The sequence below is a fragment of the Amycolatopsis sp. genome (genome assembly GCF_035546795.1).
In the GTDB taxonomy this organism is placed as follows: Bacteria; Actinomycetota; Actinomycetes; order Mycobacteriales; family Pseudonocardiaceae; genus Amycolatopsis_E.
Genome location: NZ_DASZWC010000057.1, coordinates 36,588 through 54,598 on the forward strand (window position 1 = coordinate 36,588; position 18,011 = coordinate 54,598).

General features: G+C 68.4%; 21 protein-coding genes. 12 read left to right on the plus strand and 9 right to left on the minus strand.

Annotation, left to right across the window (positions count from 1 at the left end):
- The first annotated feature begins 1 nt into the window (after nucleotide 1).
- From VHD82_RS29395 to VHD82_RS29410, 4 genes are all read left to right on the plus strand, one after another.
- Nucleotides 2-1,297 carry a cysteine desulfurase gene (locus VHD82_RS29395; protein WP_325711256.1) on the plus strand — a complete coding sequence of 432 codons (1,296 nt, stop codon included), beginning with the start codon at nucleotides 2-4 and terminating at the stop codon, nucleotides 1,295-1,297.
- Nucleotides 1,297-1,740: a Fe-S cluster assembly sulfur transfer protein SufU gene (gene sufU / locus VHD82_RS29400; RefSeq protein WP_325711259.1), complete on the plus strand. Its 444-nt coding sequence runs from the start codon at nucleotides 1,297-1,299 to the stop codon at nucleotides 1,738-1,740. The genes VHD82_RS29395 and sufU overlap by 1 nt, the downstream gene beginning before the upstream one ends.
- Nucleotides 1,741-1,815: 75 nt before the next feature.
- A complete protein-coding gene (locus VHD82_RS29405; protein ID WP_325711262.1) occupies nucleotides 1,816-2,211 on the plus strand; it encodes a metal-sulfur cluster assembly factor in 396 nt (131 codons plus the stop codon).
- Between the two features lie 166 nt (nucleotides 2,212-2,377).
- A complete protein-coding gene (locus VHD82_RS29410; protein ID WP_325711265.1) occupies nucleotides 2,378-2,902 on the plus strand; it encodes a snapalysin family zinc-dependent metalloprotease in 525 nt (174 codons plus the stop codon).
- A gap of 117 nt (nucleotides 2,903-3,019) precedes the next feature.
- On the opposite strand, the gene VHD82_RS29415 is transcribed toward VHD82_RS29410, so the two are convergent.
- The gene (locus VHD82_RS29415) at nucleotides 3,020-3,880 is read right to left on the minus strand and encodes a peptidylprolyl isomerase (RefSeq protein ID WP_325711268.1); all 861 of its coding nucleotides are present in this window, start codon (nucleotides 3,878-3,880) and stop codon (nucleotides 3,020-3,022) included.
- A 121-nt stretch (nucleotides 3,881-4,001) separates the two neighbouring features.
- On the opposite strand from VHD82_RS29415, the gene VHD82_RS29420 reads away from it, so the two are divergent.
- Together VHD82_RS29420 and VHD82_RS29425 are read left to right on the plus strand one after the other, a co-directional pair.
- Nucleotides 4,002-4,580, plus strand: coding sequence for an MBL fold metallo-hydrolase (locus tag VHD82_RS29420; protein ID WP_325711271.1), 579 nt, complete (start codon nucleotides 4,002-4,004; stop codon nucleotides 4,578-4,580).
- Nucleotides 4,577-5,245 carry a hypothetical protein gene (locus tag VHD82_RS29425; protein WP_325711273.1) on the plus strand — a complete coding sequence of 223 codons (669 nt, stop codon included), beginning with the start codon at nucleotides 4,577-4,579 and terminating at the stop codon, nucleotides 5,243-5,245. The genes VHD82_RS29420 and VHD82_RS29425 overlap by 4 nt, the downstream gene beginning before the upstream one ends.
- On the opposite strand, the gene VHD82_RS29430 is transcribed toward VHD82_RS29425, so the two are convergent.
- Nucleotides 5,168-5,464, minus strand: coding sequence for a hypothetical protein (locus tag VHD82_RS29430; protein WP_325711275.1), 297 nt, complete (start codon nucleotides 5,462-5,464; stop codon nucleotides 5,168-5,170). The genes VHD82_RS29425 and VHD82_RS29430 overlap by 78 nt on opposite strands.
- Before the next feature lie 74 nt (nucleotides 5,465-5,538).
- A complete protein-coding gene (locus VHD82_RS29435; RefSeq protein ID WP_325711278.1) occupies nucleotides 5,539-6,888 on the minus strand; it encodes a YibE/F family protein in 1,350 nt (449 codons plus the stop codon).
- A 115-nt stretch (nucleotides 6,889-7,003) separates the two neighbouring features.
- On the opposite strand from VHD82_RS29435, the gene VHD82_RS29440 reads away from it, so the two are divergent.
- The 5 genes from VHD82_RS29440 (at nucleotide 7,004) to VHD82_RS29460 (ending at nucleotide 8,625) form a co-directional block, all read left to right on the plus strand.
- The gene (locus tag VHD82_RS29440) at nucleotides 7,004-7,408 is read left to right on the plus strand and encodes an SsgA family sporulation/cell division regulator (RefSeq protein WP_325711281.1); all 405 of its coding nucleotides are present in this window, start codon (nucleotides 7,004-7,006) and stop codon (nucleotides 7,406-7,408) included.
- 28 nt (nucleotides 7,409-7,436) lie between these two features.
- Nucleotides 7,437-7,643: a hypothetical protein gene (locus VHD82_RS29445; protein ID WP_325711284.1), complete on the plus strand. Its 207-nt coding sequence runs from the start codon at nucleotides 7,437-7,439 to the stop codon at nucleotides 7,641-7,643.
- 97 nt (nucleotides 7,644-7,740) lie between these two features.
- Entirely contained in the window at nucleotides 7,741-8,010 is a 270-nt protein-coding gene (locus VHD82_RS29450; protein WP_325711287.1) for a hypothetical protein, read from the plus strand.
- A 99-nt stretch (nucleotides 8,011-8,109) separates the two neighbouring features.
- Complete coding sequence (locus tag VHD82_RS29455; RefSeq protein ID WP_325711290.1) at nucleotides 8,110-8,379, plus strand: hypothetical protein; 270 nt, start codon at nucleotides 8,110-8,112, stop codon at nucleotides 8,377-8,379.
- Nucleotides 8,380-8,412: 33 nt separating this feature from the next.
- Nucleotides 8,413-8,625 (plus strand): hypothetical protein, encoded by a 213-nt coding sequence (locus tag VHD82_RS29460; protein ID WP_325711293.1) that lies wholly within the window; start codon nucleotides 8,413-8,415, stop codon nucleotides 8,623-8,625.
- Here VHD82_RS29460 and VHD82_RS29465 read toward each other — a convergent pair.
- Nucleotides 8,609-10,714, minus strand: coding sequence for a transglycosylase domain-containing protein (locus tag VHD82_RS29465; RefSeq protein WP_325711296.1), 2,106 nt, complete (start codon nucleotides 10,712-10,714; stop codon nucleotides 8,609-8,611). The genes VHD82_RS29460 and VHD82_RS29465 overlap by 17 nt on opposite strands.
- A gap of 149 nt (nucleotides 10,715-10,863) precedes the next feature.
- Between VHD82_RS29465 and sthA the strand changes: the two genes are divergently transcribed.
- Nucleotides 10,864-12,276, plus strand: a complete 1,413-nt coding sequence (gene sthA, locus VHD82_RS29470) for a Si-specific NAD(P)(+) transhydrogenase (protein ID WP_325711299.1) — start codon at nucleotides 10,864-10,866, stop codon at nucleotides 12,274-12,276.
- 7 nt (nucleotides 12,277-12,283) lie between these two features.
- On the opposite strand, the gene VHD82_RS29475 is transcribed toward sthA, so the two are convergent.
- From VHD82_RS29475 to VHD82_RS29495, 5 genes are all read right to left on the minus strand, one after another.
- Entirely contained in the window at nucleotides 12,284-12,958 is a 675-nt protein-coding gene (locus tag VHD82_RS29475; RefSeq protein WP_325711302.1) for a WbqC family protein, read from the minus strand.
- 58 nt (nucleotides 12,959-13,016) lie between these two features.
- Nucleotides 13,017-13,670, minus strand: coding sequence for a YdcF family protein (locus VHD82_RS29480; protein WP_325711305.1), 654 nt, complete (start codon nucleotides 13,668-13,670; stop codon nucleotides 13,017-13,019).
- Nucleotides 13,671-13,692: 22 nt separating this feature from the next.
- The gene (locus VHD82_RS29485) at nucleotides 13,693-14,784 is read right to left on the minus strand and encodes a hypothetical protein (RefSeq protein ID WP_325711308.1); all 1,092 of its coding nucleotides are present in this window, start codon (nucleotides 14,782-14,784) and stop codon (nucleotides 13,693-13,695) included.
- A 183-nt stretch (nucleotides 14,785-14,967) separates the two neighbouring features.
- Entirely contained in the window at nucleotides 14,968-15,987 is a 1,020-nt protein-coding gene (locus VHD82_RS29490) for an aliphatic amidase (RefSeq protein ID WP_325711311.1), read from the minus strand.
- A 16-nt stretch (nucleotides 15,988-16,003) separates the two neighbouring features.
- Nucleotides 16,004-17,689, minus strand: a complete 1,686-nt coding sequence (locus VHD82_RS29495; RefSeq protein ID WP_325711314.1) for a hypothetical protein — start codon at nucleotides 17,687-17,689, stop codon at nucleotides 16,004-16,006.
- Nucleotides 17,690-18,011: the final 322 nt, after the last annotated feature.

Sequence of the window (18,011 nt, forward strand, 5' to 3'; positions counted from 1 at the left end):
GATGACCACGAGTGCAGACGCCAACACGACGGCGAGATCGCTGGATGTCGCCGCGATACGCGCCGACTTCCCCATCCTCTCGCGCACCGTTCGCGACGGGAAACCCTTGGTGTACCTCGATTCCGGGGCGACTTCGCAACGGCCGCGGCAGGTGCTCGACGCCGAGCGGCGGTTCCTGGAGACCTCCAACGCGGCGGTGCACCGCGGGGCGCACCAGCTCGCCGAGGAAGCCACCGACGCCTACGAGTACGCCAGGAAGCGCACCGCTGAGTTCGCCGGCGCCGACGCCGACGAGCTGGTGTTCACCAAGAACGCCACCGAGGGCATCAACCTCGTCGCGTACGCGATGAGCAACGCCGCCACCGCCGGCCCGGAGGCCGAGCGGTTCAGGGTGGGCCCCGGTGACGAGATCGTGATCACCGCGATGGAGCACCACGCGAACCTGGTGCCCTGGCAGCAGCTGTGCCAGCGCACCGGCGCGACACTGCGCTGGTTCGACGTCACCGGCGACTTCCGGCTCGATCTGTCCAATTTGGACGAACTGGTGAACGAGCGCACGAAGATCGTGGCGTTCGTGCACCAGTCGAACGTGCTGGGCACGATCAACCCGGTCGAGCCGATCGTCAAGCGGGCCAAGGAGGTCGGGGCGCTCACGCTGCTCGACGCCTGCCAGTCGGTGCCGCATTTCCCGGTGAACCTGCACGCGCTCGGCGTGGACTTCGCGGTGTTCTCCGGGCACAAGATGCTGGCGCCGTCCGGGATCGGGGTGCTCTACGGGCGCAGGGAACTGCTCGAGGCGATGCCGCCGTTCCTGACCGGCGGGTCGATGATCGAGCTGGTCACGCTGGAGCGCACCACGTTCGCCGCGCCGCCGCAGAAGTTCGAGGCCGGGGTGCCGATGACTTCGCAGGCGGTCGGCCTCGGCGCGGCCGTGGACTACCTGAGCGTGATCGGCATGGACCGGGTGGCCGCGCACGAGCACACGCTCGCGGAGGCCGCGCTGGCCGGTCTGTCCGAAATCGACGGTGTGCGGCTGATCGGCCCGTCGAGCACGGCCGACCGCGGTGCGACGATCGCGTTCGTCGTCGACGGGGTGCATCCGCACGACGCCGGGCAGGTACTCGACAGCCTCGGCATCGCGGTGCGGGTCGGGCACCACTGCGCGTGGCCGCTGCACCGGGTGTGCAAGGTGCCCGCCACCGTGCGGGCCACGTTCTACCTGTACAACGATCTGTCCGAAGTGGACGCACTCGTGCACGGGGTGCGTGAGGCCCAGAAGTTCTTCGGAGTCGCGTGATGAACCTGGAATCGATGTACCAGGACATCATCCTGGACCACTACAAGAACCCGCACGGCCGCGGCCTGCGTGACCCGTACGACGCGGAGTCTTTCCAGGTCAACCCGACCTGCGGCGACGAGGTCACGCTGCGGCTGAAGCTCGACGGCGAGAAGGTGGCCGACATCTCGTACGAGGGGCAGGGCTGCTCGATCAGCCAGGCCTCCACGTCGGTGCTGACCGATCTCGTGGTCGGGCACTCCGTGGGCGAGGCGCTCAAGACGATGGACGCGTTCGTCGAGCTGATGCAGGGCCGGGGCCAGGTGGAGCCGGACGAGGACGTGCTGGAGGACGGCATCGCCTTCGCCGGTGTCGCGAAGTACCCGGCGCGGGTCAAGTGTGCTTTGCTGGGCTGGATGGCTTTCAAGGACGCTTTGGTGAAATCCGAGGCATCGCATGAGTAAGTGCGACGCGGGAGCGCGTCGGCAGAGGACCGGCCGGGTGCGGGTGTCCCGCATCGGCACCGAAGGAGCGACGGCATGACCGAGGAGACCCAGACTCGCGAAGGCCGCACCGCCGCCGACCTGCCCGAGCAGGCGCAGCCGGCGTCCGGTGACGTGGCCAAGATCGAGGACATCGAAGAGGCCATGCGTGACGTGGTCGACCCGGAGCTCGGTATCAACGTGGTCGATCTCGGGCTGGTGTACGACATCCGCGTCGAGGGCGACAACACGGCGACGATCGACATGACCCTGACTTCGGCGGCCTGCCCGCTGACCGACGTGATCGAGGACCAGACCGCCTCGGTGCTCGTCGGGAATGCCGGTGTGGTCAAGGACTTCCGCATCAACTGGGTGTGGATGCCGCCGTGGGGCCCGGAAAAAATCACCGAGGACGGCCGCGAACAGTTGCGCGCCCTCGGTTTCACCGTCTGACCCAACTCAAGTGGGTCCCAGTGGAGGCCACCGTCGCTGACGCGGCGGTGGCCGCCACGTGTATAACGTCCTATACGGAGTCGACTCGGTACTTTCGTGGGTAGTGGGGTTGCGGCGAAGGCGCCTACCTTGCGGGTAATTAACCAACGCAAGGACGGGGACGGGCATGACTCGCAAGCGGGTACTGGCGGCTGCCCTGGTGGCACTCGCGCCGCTCACCGCGCAACTCCTGGTCGGGCGAACCGCAGACGCGGCCGCCGTGACCACGCTCTACTACAGCTCGTCGGGCGCGGCGGACTATGTCGCGCAAATCGACCAGGCGGCGGCGAACTGGAACGACGCGGTCAGCGACGTGAAACTCGTGGCCGGCTCGTCGGCGACGATTGTCTTCCACGAGACCGACGACGGCCAGGGCTCGTACACGAACACCGATGGCCACGGCACCGGGCAGATTTACCTTGACCAGCAACAGGTTGCCGAAGGTTTCGCCGTCACCCGCATCGCCGCGCACGAACTCGGCCACAACCTGGGCCTGCCCGACGACTACGACGGCCCGTGCTCGGAACTGATGTCCGGCCACGGACCCGGCACGTCCTGCACGAACGCGGTGCCCGATGCGCAGGAAGCCGCCCAGGTAGAGGAAAACTTCGCCAACGGGTTCGCCCCCGCGGCACTGCGAGTGGTCCGCTAGCCCGGGAGCGCCGCGCCCGCCCACCCGACCGCCGCGCGTCCTTTGCAGTCGCAGCGCAAGAAAAGAGCTGGGCCCGGAGTCCACGACCCCGGGCCCAGCCCCAAAAAACCGGAAACCTCAGGCGTCGATCGTCGCCCCGGTGAACTTCACCGGCGTCTTCGGCGCCCCGGTGCCGTCCTGACTCTGCGCCGCCGAAGCCGGGTCGACGCCGTCCCGGGCGACCTTGTCCAGCACCTGCAGCCCGGCGTCGGAGATCGAGCCGAACACGGTGTAGTCCGGGTCGAGCTGCGCGTCGCCGTAGACCATGAAGAACTGGCTGCCGCCGCTGTTGGGCTGCGAGGTCTTGGCCATCGCCAGCACGCCACGGCCGTAGGTCAGCTGCGCGAAGTTCTCGTCCGGAATGGTGTAGCCGGGGCCGCCCATGCCGGTGCCCGTCGGGTCCCCGCACTGCAGCATCTGCAGGCCCTCGGTGCCCAGCCGGTGGCACGAGGTGTCGGTGTAGAAGCCCTGGTTGATCAGGCTTACGAAGCTGTTCACGGTGCACGGGGCGAGCGCGCGGTCCAGCGTCAGCGGGATGTCGCCGACGGTGGTCTTCAGTGTGACGTTGACCGTTCCGGTGGAGGGGATGTTCTTCCCGCTGGGCGCGGTGGCCTTCTTGTTCCCCTGCTGATCGGTGGATGCCGGGTAGCTACACGTCGTCGGGTTCGGCAGGGGAGTGGGCCGCGCCGCTTCGGTGACCCGCTGCGTCGGGATGTTCACCGAGCTGCTCTCCGGCGAGCTGGTGGCCGAGGCCGCCGTGCCCGAGTCACCGTTGTTCCGCGTCACGAGGAACACGACCAGGCCGGCGACCACCACGACCACGCCGACGGTCGCACCCACGCCGATGATGCGGCGGCGGCGCGCCTTCTCGGCACGGCGCACGAGCTGCCGTTCGAGTTTGCGCTTCGCTGCCTCACGGCGCTGCTGGTTGGTCGCCACCTGCCCTCCAGAATTTCTTCGACGTCACCGATCGGGTGGCGGCAGTCTATGGGCACAGCCTGTGAGAACCCCGTACAGGGCCGGTTAGGGTGGGTCGACGCACTGACGGGAGGTGGGTTTCGTGCTCGTCGTCGGATTCGCGACCGGCGCGTTCAAAGCGAATTGTTATCTCCTCGCGACCGGCGCCGGGCGCGGATGCGTTGTGGTGGATCCGGGCGAGGGCGCCGGCCGGCAGGTCGGGCGAGCGCTCGCCGAACACGACCTGACCCCGGAAGTGATCATGGCCACCCACGGTCATCCCGATCACGTGGCCTCGGCGGGAGAACTCGCGCGAGAGCACGACATTCCGATGTGGATTCACCCTGGAGACGCCGAAATGCTGGACATCCCGGCCGAGCCACTGACCGCCGGGAAAAGGATCTTCGCCGGGCTGGAGCTGACTGTCGACCCGGTGCCGGGGCACACCCCGGGCTCGGTGGTGCTGCGCCTCGGCACGCCCGAGGGTGGCAGGCTGGCGCTCACCGGGGACACGTTGTTCGCCGGTTCGGTCGGCCGCGGCGATCAGGGTCTGCTCGCGGAATCCTTACGGGACAAGCTGTTGCCGTTGCCGGACGAGACAGTGGTGCTGCCGGGGCACGGGCAGCCGAGCACCATCGGGCGCGAACGCAAGACCAACCCGTTCCTGGCGGTGACCCGGTGACCGAGCCCGGGAACAAGGAGCCCACCCGCGCGGGCGGCACCGAGCGTTTGCCGTTGCACCAGGACGATCCGCGGCTGCGGCGGCGCCGGCTGGTGTCCGGGCTGTGCGGGGTGGTGTTGTTCGCGGCCGCGTTCGGCGGGATCGGCGGGCTGCTCGGCGGCGAGCTCGCCGGCCTGATCGTCGCGGCGGTGGTCGCGCTGCCGCTGTTGTACCTGGTGCTGTGGAACGGGCGCCGCAGGCTGTGGCTGGAGGGCACCACGGTGCTCGTGTGCACCTGGCGCACCCGCCGGGTGGACATCGTGCAGGCGAGCCGGATCGACCTGCTCGTCACCGACGTGCGCGGGATGCGCAAGGTGAGCCTGCTGCTCAATGCCCGCCAGCGCGGCAGGACGGCGAAGATCGACCTCGCCGTCTACGCGGGAACGGGCGGCCGGGAGCTGGGCGTGCTGGCGCTGCGGCGGCTGGCGAACGCTCTGATGAACAACATCGAAGCCAACGGCATGGTCTTCTCCGAGCTGCTGGTCGCCCAGCTCAAGTCCGAGGCGCGCGGGGACGGCGCGGCGGACAGGCCGTTGTACCGGCTCGCGTCAGCGGCGCCCTCGGGCCGCTTCGCGCAGCGCTTCACGATGGATGCCGTCAGCCGCTTCGTCGCCCGCCTCGACTGAGCGCGCGGGCGGGAACCGTCGTTCGATCGCGGCCAGCTGGCCGCGGATCAGCTCCAGCTGATAGACCACCTCGGGCAGTTCCTGCGCGGCGAAGGTCGCGAGCCGTTCGATCTGCCGGGCGGCGTCGCGCAGCTCGGTGAGCACCGTGCCCAGCCGTGGCACGGTCCGGACGGCGTTCAGCGCGACGCGGGTCAGGCGTCGAGGCAGTGCGAGATCCATGCGGCCCTCCTTCGCTTTGCCGGGCCTTCGTACCCCACCGGGACAGCGAAGACCAGCACCGGGGCCCGCGCCTGTTACTGCTGCTTACTCCTGTGACGACTGGGGCTCGGGAGGACTTGTTCGCGGCTGGCGATGAGCGCGGCGAGCACCGTCGTGACCGGAACGGCCGCCACGATCCCGACGCTGCCGGCGAGGGTGCGCACGATCTCCTCGGCCACGTCCTGCGAGCCGAGGATCGCGCCGAGACCGACACCGGAGATCGACGAATACAGCATCACCGGCAGGGCCGCGCCGGCGTAGGCCATGACGAGAGTGTTGACCGCGGACCCGACGTGATCGCGCCCGATCCGCAGGCCCGCGCGGTAGAGCTCACGCCAGTTGAGGTCCGGGTTGGCGCGGCGCAGTTCCCACACCGAGCTGGTCTGCGTGACCGTGACGTCGTCGAGCACCCCGAGCGCGCCGATGACGATCCCGGCGAGCAGCAGGCCACGGCCGTCGATCCCGTGCCCGAGCGAGCCGATGAGGGTGGAGGTGCTGTCGTCGAGCCCGGTCAGGGACGCGGCGGCGGCGAAGATCGCGGACAGGATCCCGATCAGCGCGAGGCTGACCATTGTGCCGAGTACGGCCACCGAGGTCCGTGCCGATACGCCGTGTGTCAGATACAGCGCGACGAACATGATCAGCCCGGCGCCCACGATCGCCACGACGAGCGGGTTCTCCCCGGCCAGGATCGCGGGCAGCACGAACAGCACGAGCACGACGAAACTGAGCACCAGCGCGCCGAGCGCGGCCAGCCCCTGCCAGCGGCCGAGCACGACCACGGCGACCGCGAACAGCGCGGCCAGCAGCGCCAGCGGGAGCCCGCGCTGGAAGTCGACGATCTGGTACGACGCCGAGTCCTTCGCGTCCCCGCCGTTGTAGGCGAGCACCACCTTGTCCTGTGCGCTGAACCGCGGGGTGCTGGGCTCGATCGGCACCACGAGCCGGATGGCCGAGCCGCTCGCCGCGCCGTCGGTGAGCGTGACGTCGACGGTCAGGCAGGGTTTGGTGTCCGACGGCTGCCCGTTGCCGACCTGCACCTGGCCGGGCGCCAGGCAGGGGCCGCTGGCGGCGGTGGTGATGGTGCCGTGCGCTGGCGTGCCCTGCTGGTAGGCGGTGGCGGGTTTCGCCTGGCCCCACGGGTAGAGCACGAAGGCCGCGACCACCGTGGCCAGCGCGATCGGGCCGAGCAGCCAGATCAGCAGCAGCCGTACTTTCCGCGACGCGGGCGCGGCGGGGCCGTGTCCGTGGCCATGCCCGTGCCCGGCCGGCGCCTCGGCCCTCGTGGGGGCTGGTTTCCGTTGCAGGGCCCGTTGGCGCGGCCGTTCGGCGGGGATCCGGCGGATCGGGCCGGTCTCGGCGTCGGCGATGTCGTCTCGGGGCACGGGCAATATGGTGCACAGACGTCCTCGCGGCCGAAAAATCACCCCCGATTCGCGTAACGCCCGCGTCCTTGTGGCGTCTATTCCACGTACAGCCTCGCGAGCCAGGAGGACGGCCGTGCACACCGACGTCGTGGAACAGCACCAGTTCGTGACCCTCAACGGTTGCCGCACCCCCGTGTTCGCACGCTGGTGCTACACCCCCAGCGATCCCTACGTGGTCACGCTGGCCTTCCGCGCCGAGCAGGGGCGGTGGATCGAGTGGTCGTTCGCGCGGGATCTGCTGGCCGAGGGACTGAGCGAACCCGCCGGGCTCGGTGACGTGCGGGTGCGCCCGGACCTGGCCTTCGCGGACGATGTCCTGATCATCGAGCTGGAGTCGCCGGACGGGTACGCGATCGTCGAACTGGGCCGCGAAGAGGTCGAGGACTTCGTGGACGCGAGCGCGCGGGCGGTGCCGTTCGGTACGGAGAGCGGGCTGCTCGACATCGACGGATTCATCGCGCAGGTCACCGGGGTGTGACGGAGTTCCGGGGCGCCAATAGTCCACAGTGGACGAACTGGCCGTGTTCCTGGTGGCGCACGGTTTCGCCGATCGTCGTCAGCGTGCGCGCCTCCGGCTGACGGCGGTCGGCGTCGGGCAGGTCGCGCAGCGGCCCCTGGCCGGACAGGACGGCCTTCCCGTGCACGGTGGACCAGATGGGGTGCTCGATCCCGGGGCGGCGCCGCGGATCGAGCACGCCGGCGGCGACCAGTAGTCGCCGGGCACCTTCGCCACGCCCTCGGCCATCCGGTCGGCGAGCTCGCCTGTCGCCGCCGCGCACACTGCCGCGAGAAGTTCGTGCGGTCGGCGAGGTGGCGGTCGGCGGCGTTGGGCACCACGCCCACGACTCGGGTTGCCTCGCGCAGCACCACGGCGTCCGGCCCGCCGCTCCGGGCGAGTTCGAGGCCGGCGGGGACCACCGGATCGACCCCGCCGCCCTCTTCGGGCTCCGGCCGGGGGACGCGCCGGTCATCCGCAACGCGGGCGGCCGGATCACCACGTCCGTGCTCGAGGACCTCGGGAAGATGCCGAGCGGTTGCTCGCGTCGCCCGGCATACCGGGATGCCGACGGTCCACAGTAGACGGACCGGCGGGCTGAGCTCATCAGCCCATTGCGCGTCGCCTCGCGATACGGCAACCTCCACCTCGCCGATCAAGATCAGCGGGAAGAAGGAGGCTCTGTGGGAGCGTCGGGATGGGACTATCGGGCACCGTATGCGGGCAGTGTCGAGCAGACACTTCCCGCGGTACAGGAACAGACCCTGGCCAGTGGTGACTACCGCTGGCGGTGGGAGGACATCGATCCCGAGTACGTGGACGAAGCGGTGCCCAGACCGGCGTCATTGTCCGCGCTGGAGGAAGCGGAGTTCTGGGAGGCAGGGACGCATACGATCCTTCGACACACCACATCTCCGCGGACGAAGACGGCGTCGGTTTCATCCGCCCGCTGAGCAGCTCCGCTGGGCTCCGCGGAGCTCAAGCAGGTGTTCGGCACCCGGCAGCCGTCCGCCGCCGGATTCGATCACGTGTACCGGCCGGCGCCGGCAGGCCCGCTCGGCGACCTGATGGGTGAGCGCTGGACCGGCCGGAGCATGGTGATCTATCGGGACGGCACCCCGGACGAGTTCTGTTTTTGGGGCTGTTCCGGGGATCAGCAGACGATGCCGGCGAGCACGCCTGCTAGCTCCTCGCGTTGAGGTACATCGGATCGGCCGCCGGGATCGGGGTGTCCGGGCGGCCGGCCAGCAACTGGCTGAACGCGTGGAAGTACGGCGGCGCGGCCACCGTGCCACCGAACGCGCCGTGCCCGCAGCTGCCAAGGTGCACCGGGGTGCCGGGGCAGACCTCCTCCGGCTTCGGGCCGTCGGCGAACACCATCGAGGCCACCGCGTAGTCGTCGACCCCGCCGACGAAGGCGACCGACTCGCTCTGCTGGGTCGTACCGGTCTTGCCGATGTCGGCGTGTGCCCAGCCGGCCGAGCGCGCCGCCGACGCCGAGGTGCCGCTGATCGTGTCCTGGCTCAGCCCGGCCTCCAGCGAGTTCGCCAGCCCCGGCGCCACGACCTGTTCGCAGGCCTGCTGTTTCACCGGCACCGGCGCGCCATCGCGGTCGGTGACCGACATGATCGGGTTCGGCGGGCACCACATCCCGCCGCTCATCAGGGTCGCGGACACATTGGACATTTCCAGCGTGCTCACCGGGCTGTTGCCCAGGGTGAAGGACAGCTTGTTCCCGAAGTACTGCGACTGCGGCTCGCTGTACTGCGGGTTCTGCGACGACGGGTCCGGGGTCGCGCCGGCGTCGTTGGTGTTCAGCGTGTTGCGCAGGCCGAGCCGCCGCGCCATGTCCAGCACGGCGGGCATCCCGACCTGCGACTCCAGCCCGACGAACGCGACGTTCGGCGAGGTGGCGAGCCCGTCGCGCAGTGAGATCGGGTCCGGGTAGTTCGTACCGTCGTTCTGCACGCAGTACGGCGGGGTGTACTTGTTCGCGCCCGGCTGCGTGAAGCATTGGCCCGCCTGGTTCGGCAGCGGGGTGTTCAGCCCGGCCTTGCCCGATTCCAGTGCCGCCGCGGAGGTGAAGATCTTGAACGAAGATCCCGCGCCGAACACGTTGCTGGCGTTGGCGACGATGTTGGACGAGGTCTCGCCCTGTGCCGGATCGGTGCCGTAGTTGCGGTTGGCGACCATCGCCAGCACCTCGTGCGCGGACGCGCCGGGCCGGATCACGGCGAAGGTGTTGGCCACCCCGTACTGCGTGGTCGGCACGTTCGCCTCGACCGCGTTCTTCACCGTCTGGCTGACCACCGGGTCCATCGTGGTCTTGATCGTGTAGCCGCCGGTGGCCAGCTGGTCGGCGGTGAACCCGGCCTGGATGAGGTACTGCTCGGCGTACTGGCAGAAGAAACCGGCGTCCGGCGCCGCGCCCATGCAGGTGCTCGACGGGATCTGCGGGCCGTTCTCCAGCACGCCCAGCGGCGCGGCCTTCGCGGTCTCGGCGTCCGGCTCGGCGAGCGTGCGGTTGGAGACCATGTCGTCGATCACCGTGTTGCGCCGTTCCAGCGCCTGCTGCGGGTGCGTGTACGGGTTGTACAGGTTCGGGTTGTTCACCATGCCGGCCAGCAGCGCGGACTGCTGCACGTTCAGTTTGTCCGGCGTGGTCCCGAAATACGCCTTCGCGGCGGCGCCGATCCCGTAGATGTTGCCGGAGAACTCCACCACGTTCAGGTAACCGGTGAGAATGTCCTCTTTGGACTCGCTCTGGCCGAGCTGGACGGCGATCTTGGCCTCGCGCAGCTTGCGGGCGAGCGTGTCGGCCTTGTCGGAGTACTGCGCCGCCTTGTCGTTGCGGTCCACCACGTTGATCAGATAGTTCTTCACGTACTGCTGGGTGATCGTGGACCCACCCTGGGTGCTGCCACCGGAGGAGTCGTGCAGCGCGGCACGCAGCATGCCCTTCGGGTCCACCCCGCCCTCGGAGAAGAACCGCCTGTCCTCCACCGAGACGATCGCGGCCTTCATCGCCGCGGAGATCTGGTCGTAGGTGGCGGGCAGCCGGTACTGGTCGAACAGGGTCGCGATCGGGTTGCCGTCGCGGTCGGTCACCGTGGTCACCAGTGGCTGCTGGCTGGAGGCGAGACTGGCCGAAATCCCGTCCACCGAATCGCTCACCTGGTTGGACAGCAGGCCGGCGCCCATCGCGACCGGGGCGAGCACCCCGGCCACCAGCACACCGGCGATCGCGCACGAACCAAGGAATCGGGGCAAGCCACGGGAAAGACGCACGACTCCGAAGATAGCCACCTTTCCGTAAGGGCGACGTTGTGACCACCGCGCATTACCTTTACCCGGTTTCCCCTTGAACAATCGGTGCGCTTCGCAATATCCGGGTAAAGGACCTTGCGCCCCGGTGCGGCGGTGACCAGGCTTGGCGGGTGAGCGAATACGACTACGACCTGATCGTCATCGGCTCCGGCCCCGGCGGGCAGAAGGCGGCGATCGCGGCCGCGAAACTGGGCAAGCGGGTGGCCGTCGTCGACCGCCAGGACATGGTCGGCGGCGTCTGCGTCAACACCGGCACCATCCCCTCGAAAACCCTGCGCGAGGCCGTGCTGTACCTGACCGGGATGAACCAGCGCGAGCTCTACGGCGCCAGTTACCGGGTCAAGCAGGACATCACGATCGCGGACCTGCTTTCGCGCACCCAGCACGTCGTCGGCCGTGAGGTACAGGTCGTGCGCGCGCAGTTGCTGCGCAACCACGTCGAGCTGCTCGGCGGCACAGCTTCGTTCCTCGACGCGCACACGATCGCGGTGAAGGGCATTCACCCCGGCGACCGGAGCACGATCAGCGGGGAAAAGATCGTGATCGCCACCGGCACGACTCCCGCGCGGCCGGCCGCGGTCGACTTCGATGCCGCGCGGGTGCTGGATTCCGACGAGATCCTGCATCTGGAGGAGATCCCGTCCTCGCTGGTCGTCGTGGGCGCCGGGGTGATCGGGATCGAGTACGCGTCGATGTTCGCCGCGCTCGGCAGCCGGGTCACCGTGGTCGAGCAGCGTGAGCGGATGCTGGAGTTCTGTGATCCGGAGATCGTCGAATCGCTCAAGTTCCACCTGCGGGACCTGCAGGTCACCTTCCGGTTCGGGGAGAAGGTCGCCAACGTCGCGGTCTCCGACCACGCCACGATGACCACGCTGGTCAGCGGAAAGCGCATTCCGGCCGACGCGGTGATGTACTCGGCGGGCCGCCAGGGCATGACCGAGGAGCTGGACCTGCCCGCGGCGGGGCTGGAGGCGGACGGCCGCGGCCGGCTGCCGGTGGACGAGCACTACCGGACTCCGGTCGAGCACATCTACGCGGTCGGCGACGTGATCGGCTTCCCGGCGCTGGCCGCGACGTCGATGGATCAGGGGCGGCTGGCGGCGTACCACGCCTTCGGCGAGCCGGTGCACGAACTGGGCGCGCTGCAGCCGATCGGGATCTACACGATCCCGGAGATCTCCTACTGCGGCGCGACCGAGGCGGAACTGACGTCGTCGTCGGTGCCCTACGAGGTCGGCACCGCGCGGTACCGGGAGCTCGCGCGCGGACAGATCTCGGGGGACTCGTACGGGATGCTGAAGCTGCTGGTGTCCACCACGGACCGGAAACTGCTCGGGGTGCACGTCTTCGGCAGCGGCGCGACCGAGCTGGTGCACATCGGCCAGGCCGTCATGGGCTGCGGTGGCACCGTCGACTACCTCGTCGACGCCGTCTTCAACTACCCGACCCTGTCGGAGGCGTACAAGGTCGCCGCTCTGGACGCCACCAACAAAATCCGCGCGCTGGAACGCTTCGCGCTCTGAACGGGGATCAGGCGGGAACCGGCACCGGGTCGAGCTCGCGGCGCAGGCCGGCCGGGCCGTGGGTGGCGTAGGCCCAGAGCGCGCTGGCGGTGCGCATGCCGTCCTTGCCACACAACGGCGGCGGGGCCGGGTACTCGACGCTGATGCCGCGGGCCGTGAACGGTCCCTCGTCGAGGTATCGCGCGCCGCCGCGGCCGCACAGGTACCTGCCCGCGCCGACGGCGGCGGTCAGGTCGGCGAGCCGCTCGGAGCGCTGGTCGCTGGACCGCATTTCGCTGGAGCGCACGACTTCGCCGCGCCAGCCGAGCCCGGCCAGCAGCGCGCGGGTGGACACCTCGGCGACTTCGGCCAGCCGGTCGGTCAGCGCCAGCGCGGCCAGCACCTCGTCCACCGCCGCCGAAGCCTGCGCCCAGAACCGGGCGCGGCCGTAGTACTGCCGGACCAGCTGCGCCACCCGGCGGCGGCTGGTGCCGGGGTCGGCCAGGCGCAGTTCGCCGATCAGGCTGGCACGGCCGTGCGGGCGGTGCACCGGCAGCGAAAGCCATTGCTGGGTCATCGGGTCGTCCGGCGCGGCGAGGCGGGCCCGGTGCTGGTAGTCGCGGGAGTTGAACTGGACATCGTCGAGCACGACCCACACGTCGGCCCGCATCAGCTTGGCCAGTGTGGACAGTCGCGGAAACAAATTGGGCTGGTGGACGGCGCAGGATCTCTCGGGGGTCGGCGGCACGCGCGGTATTCGATCACAGCATCCGGCTGCGATATCCGGCGGCCACCAATCTTTCGTACGCCGCGTACACGGTCGGGGGAACGTCCTGGGCTATCGCGAAGCCCTGACCGGGATATTCGATGATCCGCTGCAGATCGCCGATCATCATGTCGATGAGTTCGGTGCCGTGCGCCCGGGTTCGCCGGTACTCCGAAAGTGACATCGGGACCGAGGTGCAGACCAGCTCCACGTCGGGCCAGATTTTCCTGGTGGTGGCGAAAGCACGCCGTTCCATGTAAGGCATGGAGATCAACATCAGGGAATCGACATGTTTTCCGAGTGACTGGAGCAGATCGCGAGAAAGGGTGATGTTTTCACCCGTATTGGTGGCGCATGGTTCGACGAGAATCGCGTCGTCCGGCACGCCGAGTTCCAGCGCGTGCTCGCGGTAATGGACTCCCTCGCCGCGCGGGAAGGTGGTGAACGTTTCCCGGCTGTTGGCGCCGCTGAACACCAGGAGCGGGAACAGCCCGCGGTGATACAGCTCGGCGGCGTAGGCGGCGACACCGAGATCGTTGCAGCCGAGCGCGATCGCGGCCGAACACCCGCGCAGGCGGTGGCCGAGCCGGTGGTAACGCCAGATCAGTTCGGCGTCCGCCCATTCACCGCTGATGAGATTCTCGCGCATTCGTGCCGGTACCGATTCCCGTTCAGGCCTGACGCTCGAAAGCGAGCCGGATTCCGTCGATACTGGTGAGCTGGTGCCGCAGCCCGAACTGCCGGGAAACGTGCGCGCACTGGTCCAGCAGCCGGATTCCGGCATCGGTGTTCGCCTGGTCGGAAAGCAGGATGTGCGCGTACGCGGTGTTCAGCCGGACTCGTTGCAGCGGGGTGTCGCTCACCTTGTGCGCCAACGCTATTTCGATCGCTTCGGTGGCCGCGGTGAGATTGTTGTCGCCGCGGTGGGCGAGCGCGAGTTTCTGGTGCGCGATCGACCAGTCCGAGGGTTCTTCCAGTTTCTCGAAACCGCGGATGGCGGGCACGATGTGATTCACGGCCTGGCCGTTGAGTCCTTTTTTGCTCAAGGCCGTGCCGACCCACAGCCGCGCCTTGGTGCGGTCGTGTTCGCTGAGCCGCTCGTCGGCCGTCAGCGATTCGTATTGCCGGGCGGCGGAATCGAGCCTGCCGGACATTTCGTCGAGCACCACGAGCTTCAGTTCCAGCTGCGCCACCCGCCGCGGCATCCCGAGTTCGCTGAAGACCCGCAGCGCGCGCCGGTAGCTCTGCTGAGCCGAAAGCGGCCCCTGGATGACGCCCTGGTCCTGCAGCACTTCGCCGAGCATCCGCAGGGTGCGGCCGTAGAGGTCCATGCCGCGGGTGTCGTTGCTGTTGGGCTGATACTGCCGCAGCCAGCGGTCGATCAGCGTGCGCGCCAACGGGAATTCCTGGCGGCCGAGGGAAACCATCGTGCGGTCGAGGTCGTCGGCCCAGGCTTCGAAGTCGTACCCGCCGTGCGGCGCGGCAGGCTGCTCGCCGTTCGCCTGGCGCAGCAGGAGGTCGAACCTGCGGCGTGCGTTGTCGTCCGCCCTGGCCAGCGCCGTGTCGAGGATCGCCTGGGTGTCCGGCCTCGGGATGGTGGCGGTGCCGCCGGACTCCCACTTGGCCACCGTTCGCGCGGCCACGCCCAGATACGCTGCGTATGCCCGGACCGACAGGCGAAGGGCATGGCGCAGCAGCCGCGCTTCGCGCCCACTCCAATGGTGGGCGGTCGCGGCGACCTCGGTGCCCTCCCCGGCTGCCACCCTTCGAGATTAACCCGGAGGCGCCGGTTCAAGTACACCGAAAGTGCAACGCACGTTCGTTTCCGTGACGATTTCGATCGTTCAGCCTAGAGGAAGGCACTCGTCGCCGGGATGACTCCTTTGTCCCGGGCCGACACCCGGCGCCGGGTGCCGTTCCACGTTTTCCCACGTCAGCGCGGTAGGTCAGTGCGGAATGCCGGGCACCGGCGCCGCCGCCGTGCCGAGCGTGCTCCGCGTCAGCTCCTCCACTTGCTTCTGTGCCCGCGCTGGGTCCTCGACCCAGGTGCGGTAGAAGTCGAACGGGCATTCCGCCACGCCCTTGTCGCCGTCGCCGGAGTGATGGACGCCGGTGTAACCGCGGTGCAGGAGTTTGAACAGGTGGTTCTGCGACTGCCAGTTCGCCCGCGCGTCCCGGATCAGCGGCAGGGAAAGCTCGGCGTACTGGACGCCGTTGGACTCGGTGCCGCATTCGCCGAGGGTGCGCCCGTCGAAGCCGACGATCGCCGAATGCCCGAAGTAGGAGTAGACCCCGTCGAACCCGGCGGCGTTGGCGACGGCGACGTAGGTGTTGTTCATCCACGCCATCGCCTTCGCCACCAGGATCTGCTGTTCCTTGGCCGGGTACATGTAGCCCTGGCAGCGCACCACGAGTTCGGCGCCGGCCATCGTGCAGTCGCGCCAGATCTCGGGGTAGTTGCCGTCGTCGCAGACGATCAGGCTGAGCTTGATGCCTTTCGGGCCTTCGGACACATAGGTGCGGTCGCCCGGGTACCAGCCCTCGATCGGCGCCCACGGCAGGATCTTGCGGTACTTCTGCACGATCTCGCCCCGGTCGTCGATGAGTACCAGGGTGTTGTAGGGATGCTTGGCCGGGTGGTCTTCGTGTCGTTCGCCGGTCAGCGAGAACACGCCCCACACGCCGGCGGCGCGGCAGGCTTCGGCGAAGATCTCGGTTTCCGGGCCCGGGATCGTGGCCGCGTTGGCGAACATCTCGTCGCGGTCGTACATGATTCCGTGCGTGGAGTACTCGGGGAACACGATCAGATCCAGCCCCGGCAGGCCGCTCTTGATGCCCCGCACCATGTCCGCGATCGCCTGGCAGTTCGCGATGATCTCTTCCGTGGTGTGCAGGCGGGGCATGTGATAATTCACCACGGCCACGCCGACCGCCGAGTCACTGGAGCTGATGTCTCCGTGCCGCATCGGGATCTCCCTTCGCTCAGACGATCGTGGGCAGGCCGAGTGCCACCGGTTTCTTGCACATGTCGTGGCAGCTGCTCTCCAGGCTGCAGCACAGCGAGCACACCGCGCCGGCGTGGAACGGGCAGCTCACGATGTCCGGCCGTTCGAACGTTTCCTCGCACACCACGCACTCCGACGTGACGCCGGAGAGCACGCCGCCGGCCATCAGCGGTTCGGGCTGCTCGTCGTGCCGCGCGATGTAGTACTTCCCCTTGGTCGCGAGCGCGACGAGCGGCGAGAGCACGAACGCCAGCACGATGGCGATGAACGGGGAGAAGGCCTGCGCCGTTTCGCCGAACACATCGAAGAAGGCCAGGATCGAGACCACTGAGGCGACCAGCATCGAGCCGAAGCCGACGGGGTTGAAGTTGTAGAGGTGCGCCCGCTTGAACTCGATGTAGGACGGGCTGAGCCCGAGCGGTTTGTTCACCACGAGGTCCGCGGTCACGGCGCCGATCCACGCGATGGCCACGTTGGAATAGAAGCCCAGCACCGTGTTCAGGAACGCGAACACGCCGAACTCCATCAGCGCCAAGGAGATCCCGACGTTGAGGAAGATCCACACCACCCGGCCGGGGTGGCGGTGCAGCAACCGGGAGAAGAAGTTCGACCAGGACAGCGAACCGGAGTAGGCGTTGGTGACGTTGATCTTCACCTGGGAGAGCACCACGAAAAAGGTCGCGATGGTCAGCGCGAGCCAGGGTGGCATGAAGGTCTTGAACCCGGCCAGGAACTGCTCGATCGGCTCGCCCGCCTTGACCAGCCCGACCTCGTCGGCCACGTAGAACGCCAGGAACGCGCCGCCGAGCTGTTTGAACGCGCCGAGCACCACCCAGCCCGGGCCCGCCGCGAGCACCGCGGCCCACCAGCGTTTGCTGTTGGCCGCGGTCTTGTCCGGCATGAAACGCAGGTAGTCGACCTGCTCGCCGATCTGCGCGATCAGCGAAAGCGCCACCCCGGCGCCGAGCCCGACCCCGAGCAGACTCACCGAGGAACCGGTGGTGGAGTTGCCGGCGAAGGAGGTCCATTCGGAGTACTTGCCGGGGTCGATGATCGCGATGGAGACGAACGGCGCAAACATCAGCACCAGCCACACCGGCTGGGTCCACACCTGCAGTTTCGACAGCGCGGTCATCCCGAAGACCACCAGCGGGATGATGATCAGCGAGGCGATCAGGTAGCCGACGGCCAGCGGGATGTGCAGCCCGAGATCGAAGGCCTGCGCCATGATCGAGCCTTCGAGCGCGAAGAAGATGAACGTGAAGCTCGCGTAGATCAGTGACGTGAGCGTGGAACCGAGGTACCCGAAGCCGGCGCCCCTGGTCAGCAGGTCCATGTCGATCGCGTATTTCGCCGAATAATAGGAAATCGGCACTCCGGTCACGAAGATGACGACCGCGGCGACCAGGATCGCGGTGACCGCGGTGGCGAAACCGTGGGTGATCGCGATCGAGCCGCCGATGGCGAAATCGGCGAGATAGGCTATGCCGCCGAGCGCCGTGGTGGCCACGACGTAGGGCGTCCACGTGCGGAAAGACCTTGGCGCGTAACGCAAAGAGTAGTCTTCGAGCGTGCTGTTGCGGGTCCACTTGTTGTACCTGCGTGCGGATGGCGGGGCGGCCGCCTGCTCGGTCGTTGCGGGGGTGTCGACTGCTTCCGACATCGGTGCACCTCGCGGGGGAGTGGTGGGGGAAACCGCTGTCCGCTCGCCGTTGAGCCGGGTCTTGTTCGCGCATTGGCCGATGCGAAGTGCTGTCCTGAAAAAATTAGGTCCCGGCCTCCTGGGGCGTCAATGCGGCCGGCGTTAAAGCTGTGTGAAGGCGCTGTGTCGGTGTCTGGCCAGGTGCTGGGTCATCCGGGCGGAGATTTTTCCTGCTCGCCCGTGCGAGGTCGCAACCGGGTGGTTTCCCGGGGATGTCAGGGGAGTTTCGGGGCGGTTCGACGAGGTCGGCGGCTGCCGCCGGGCCCTGTCGCAGTCCGAACTG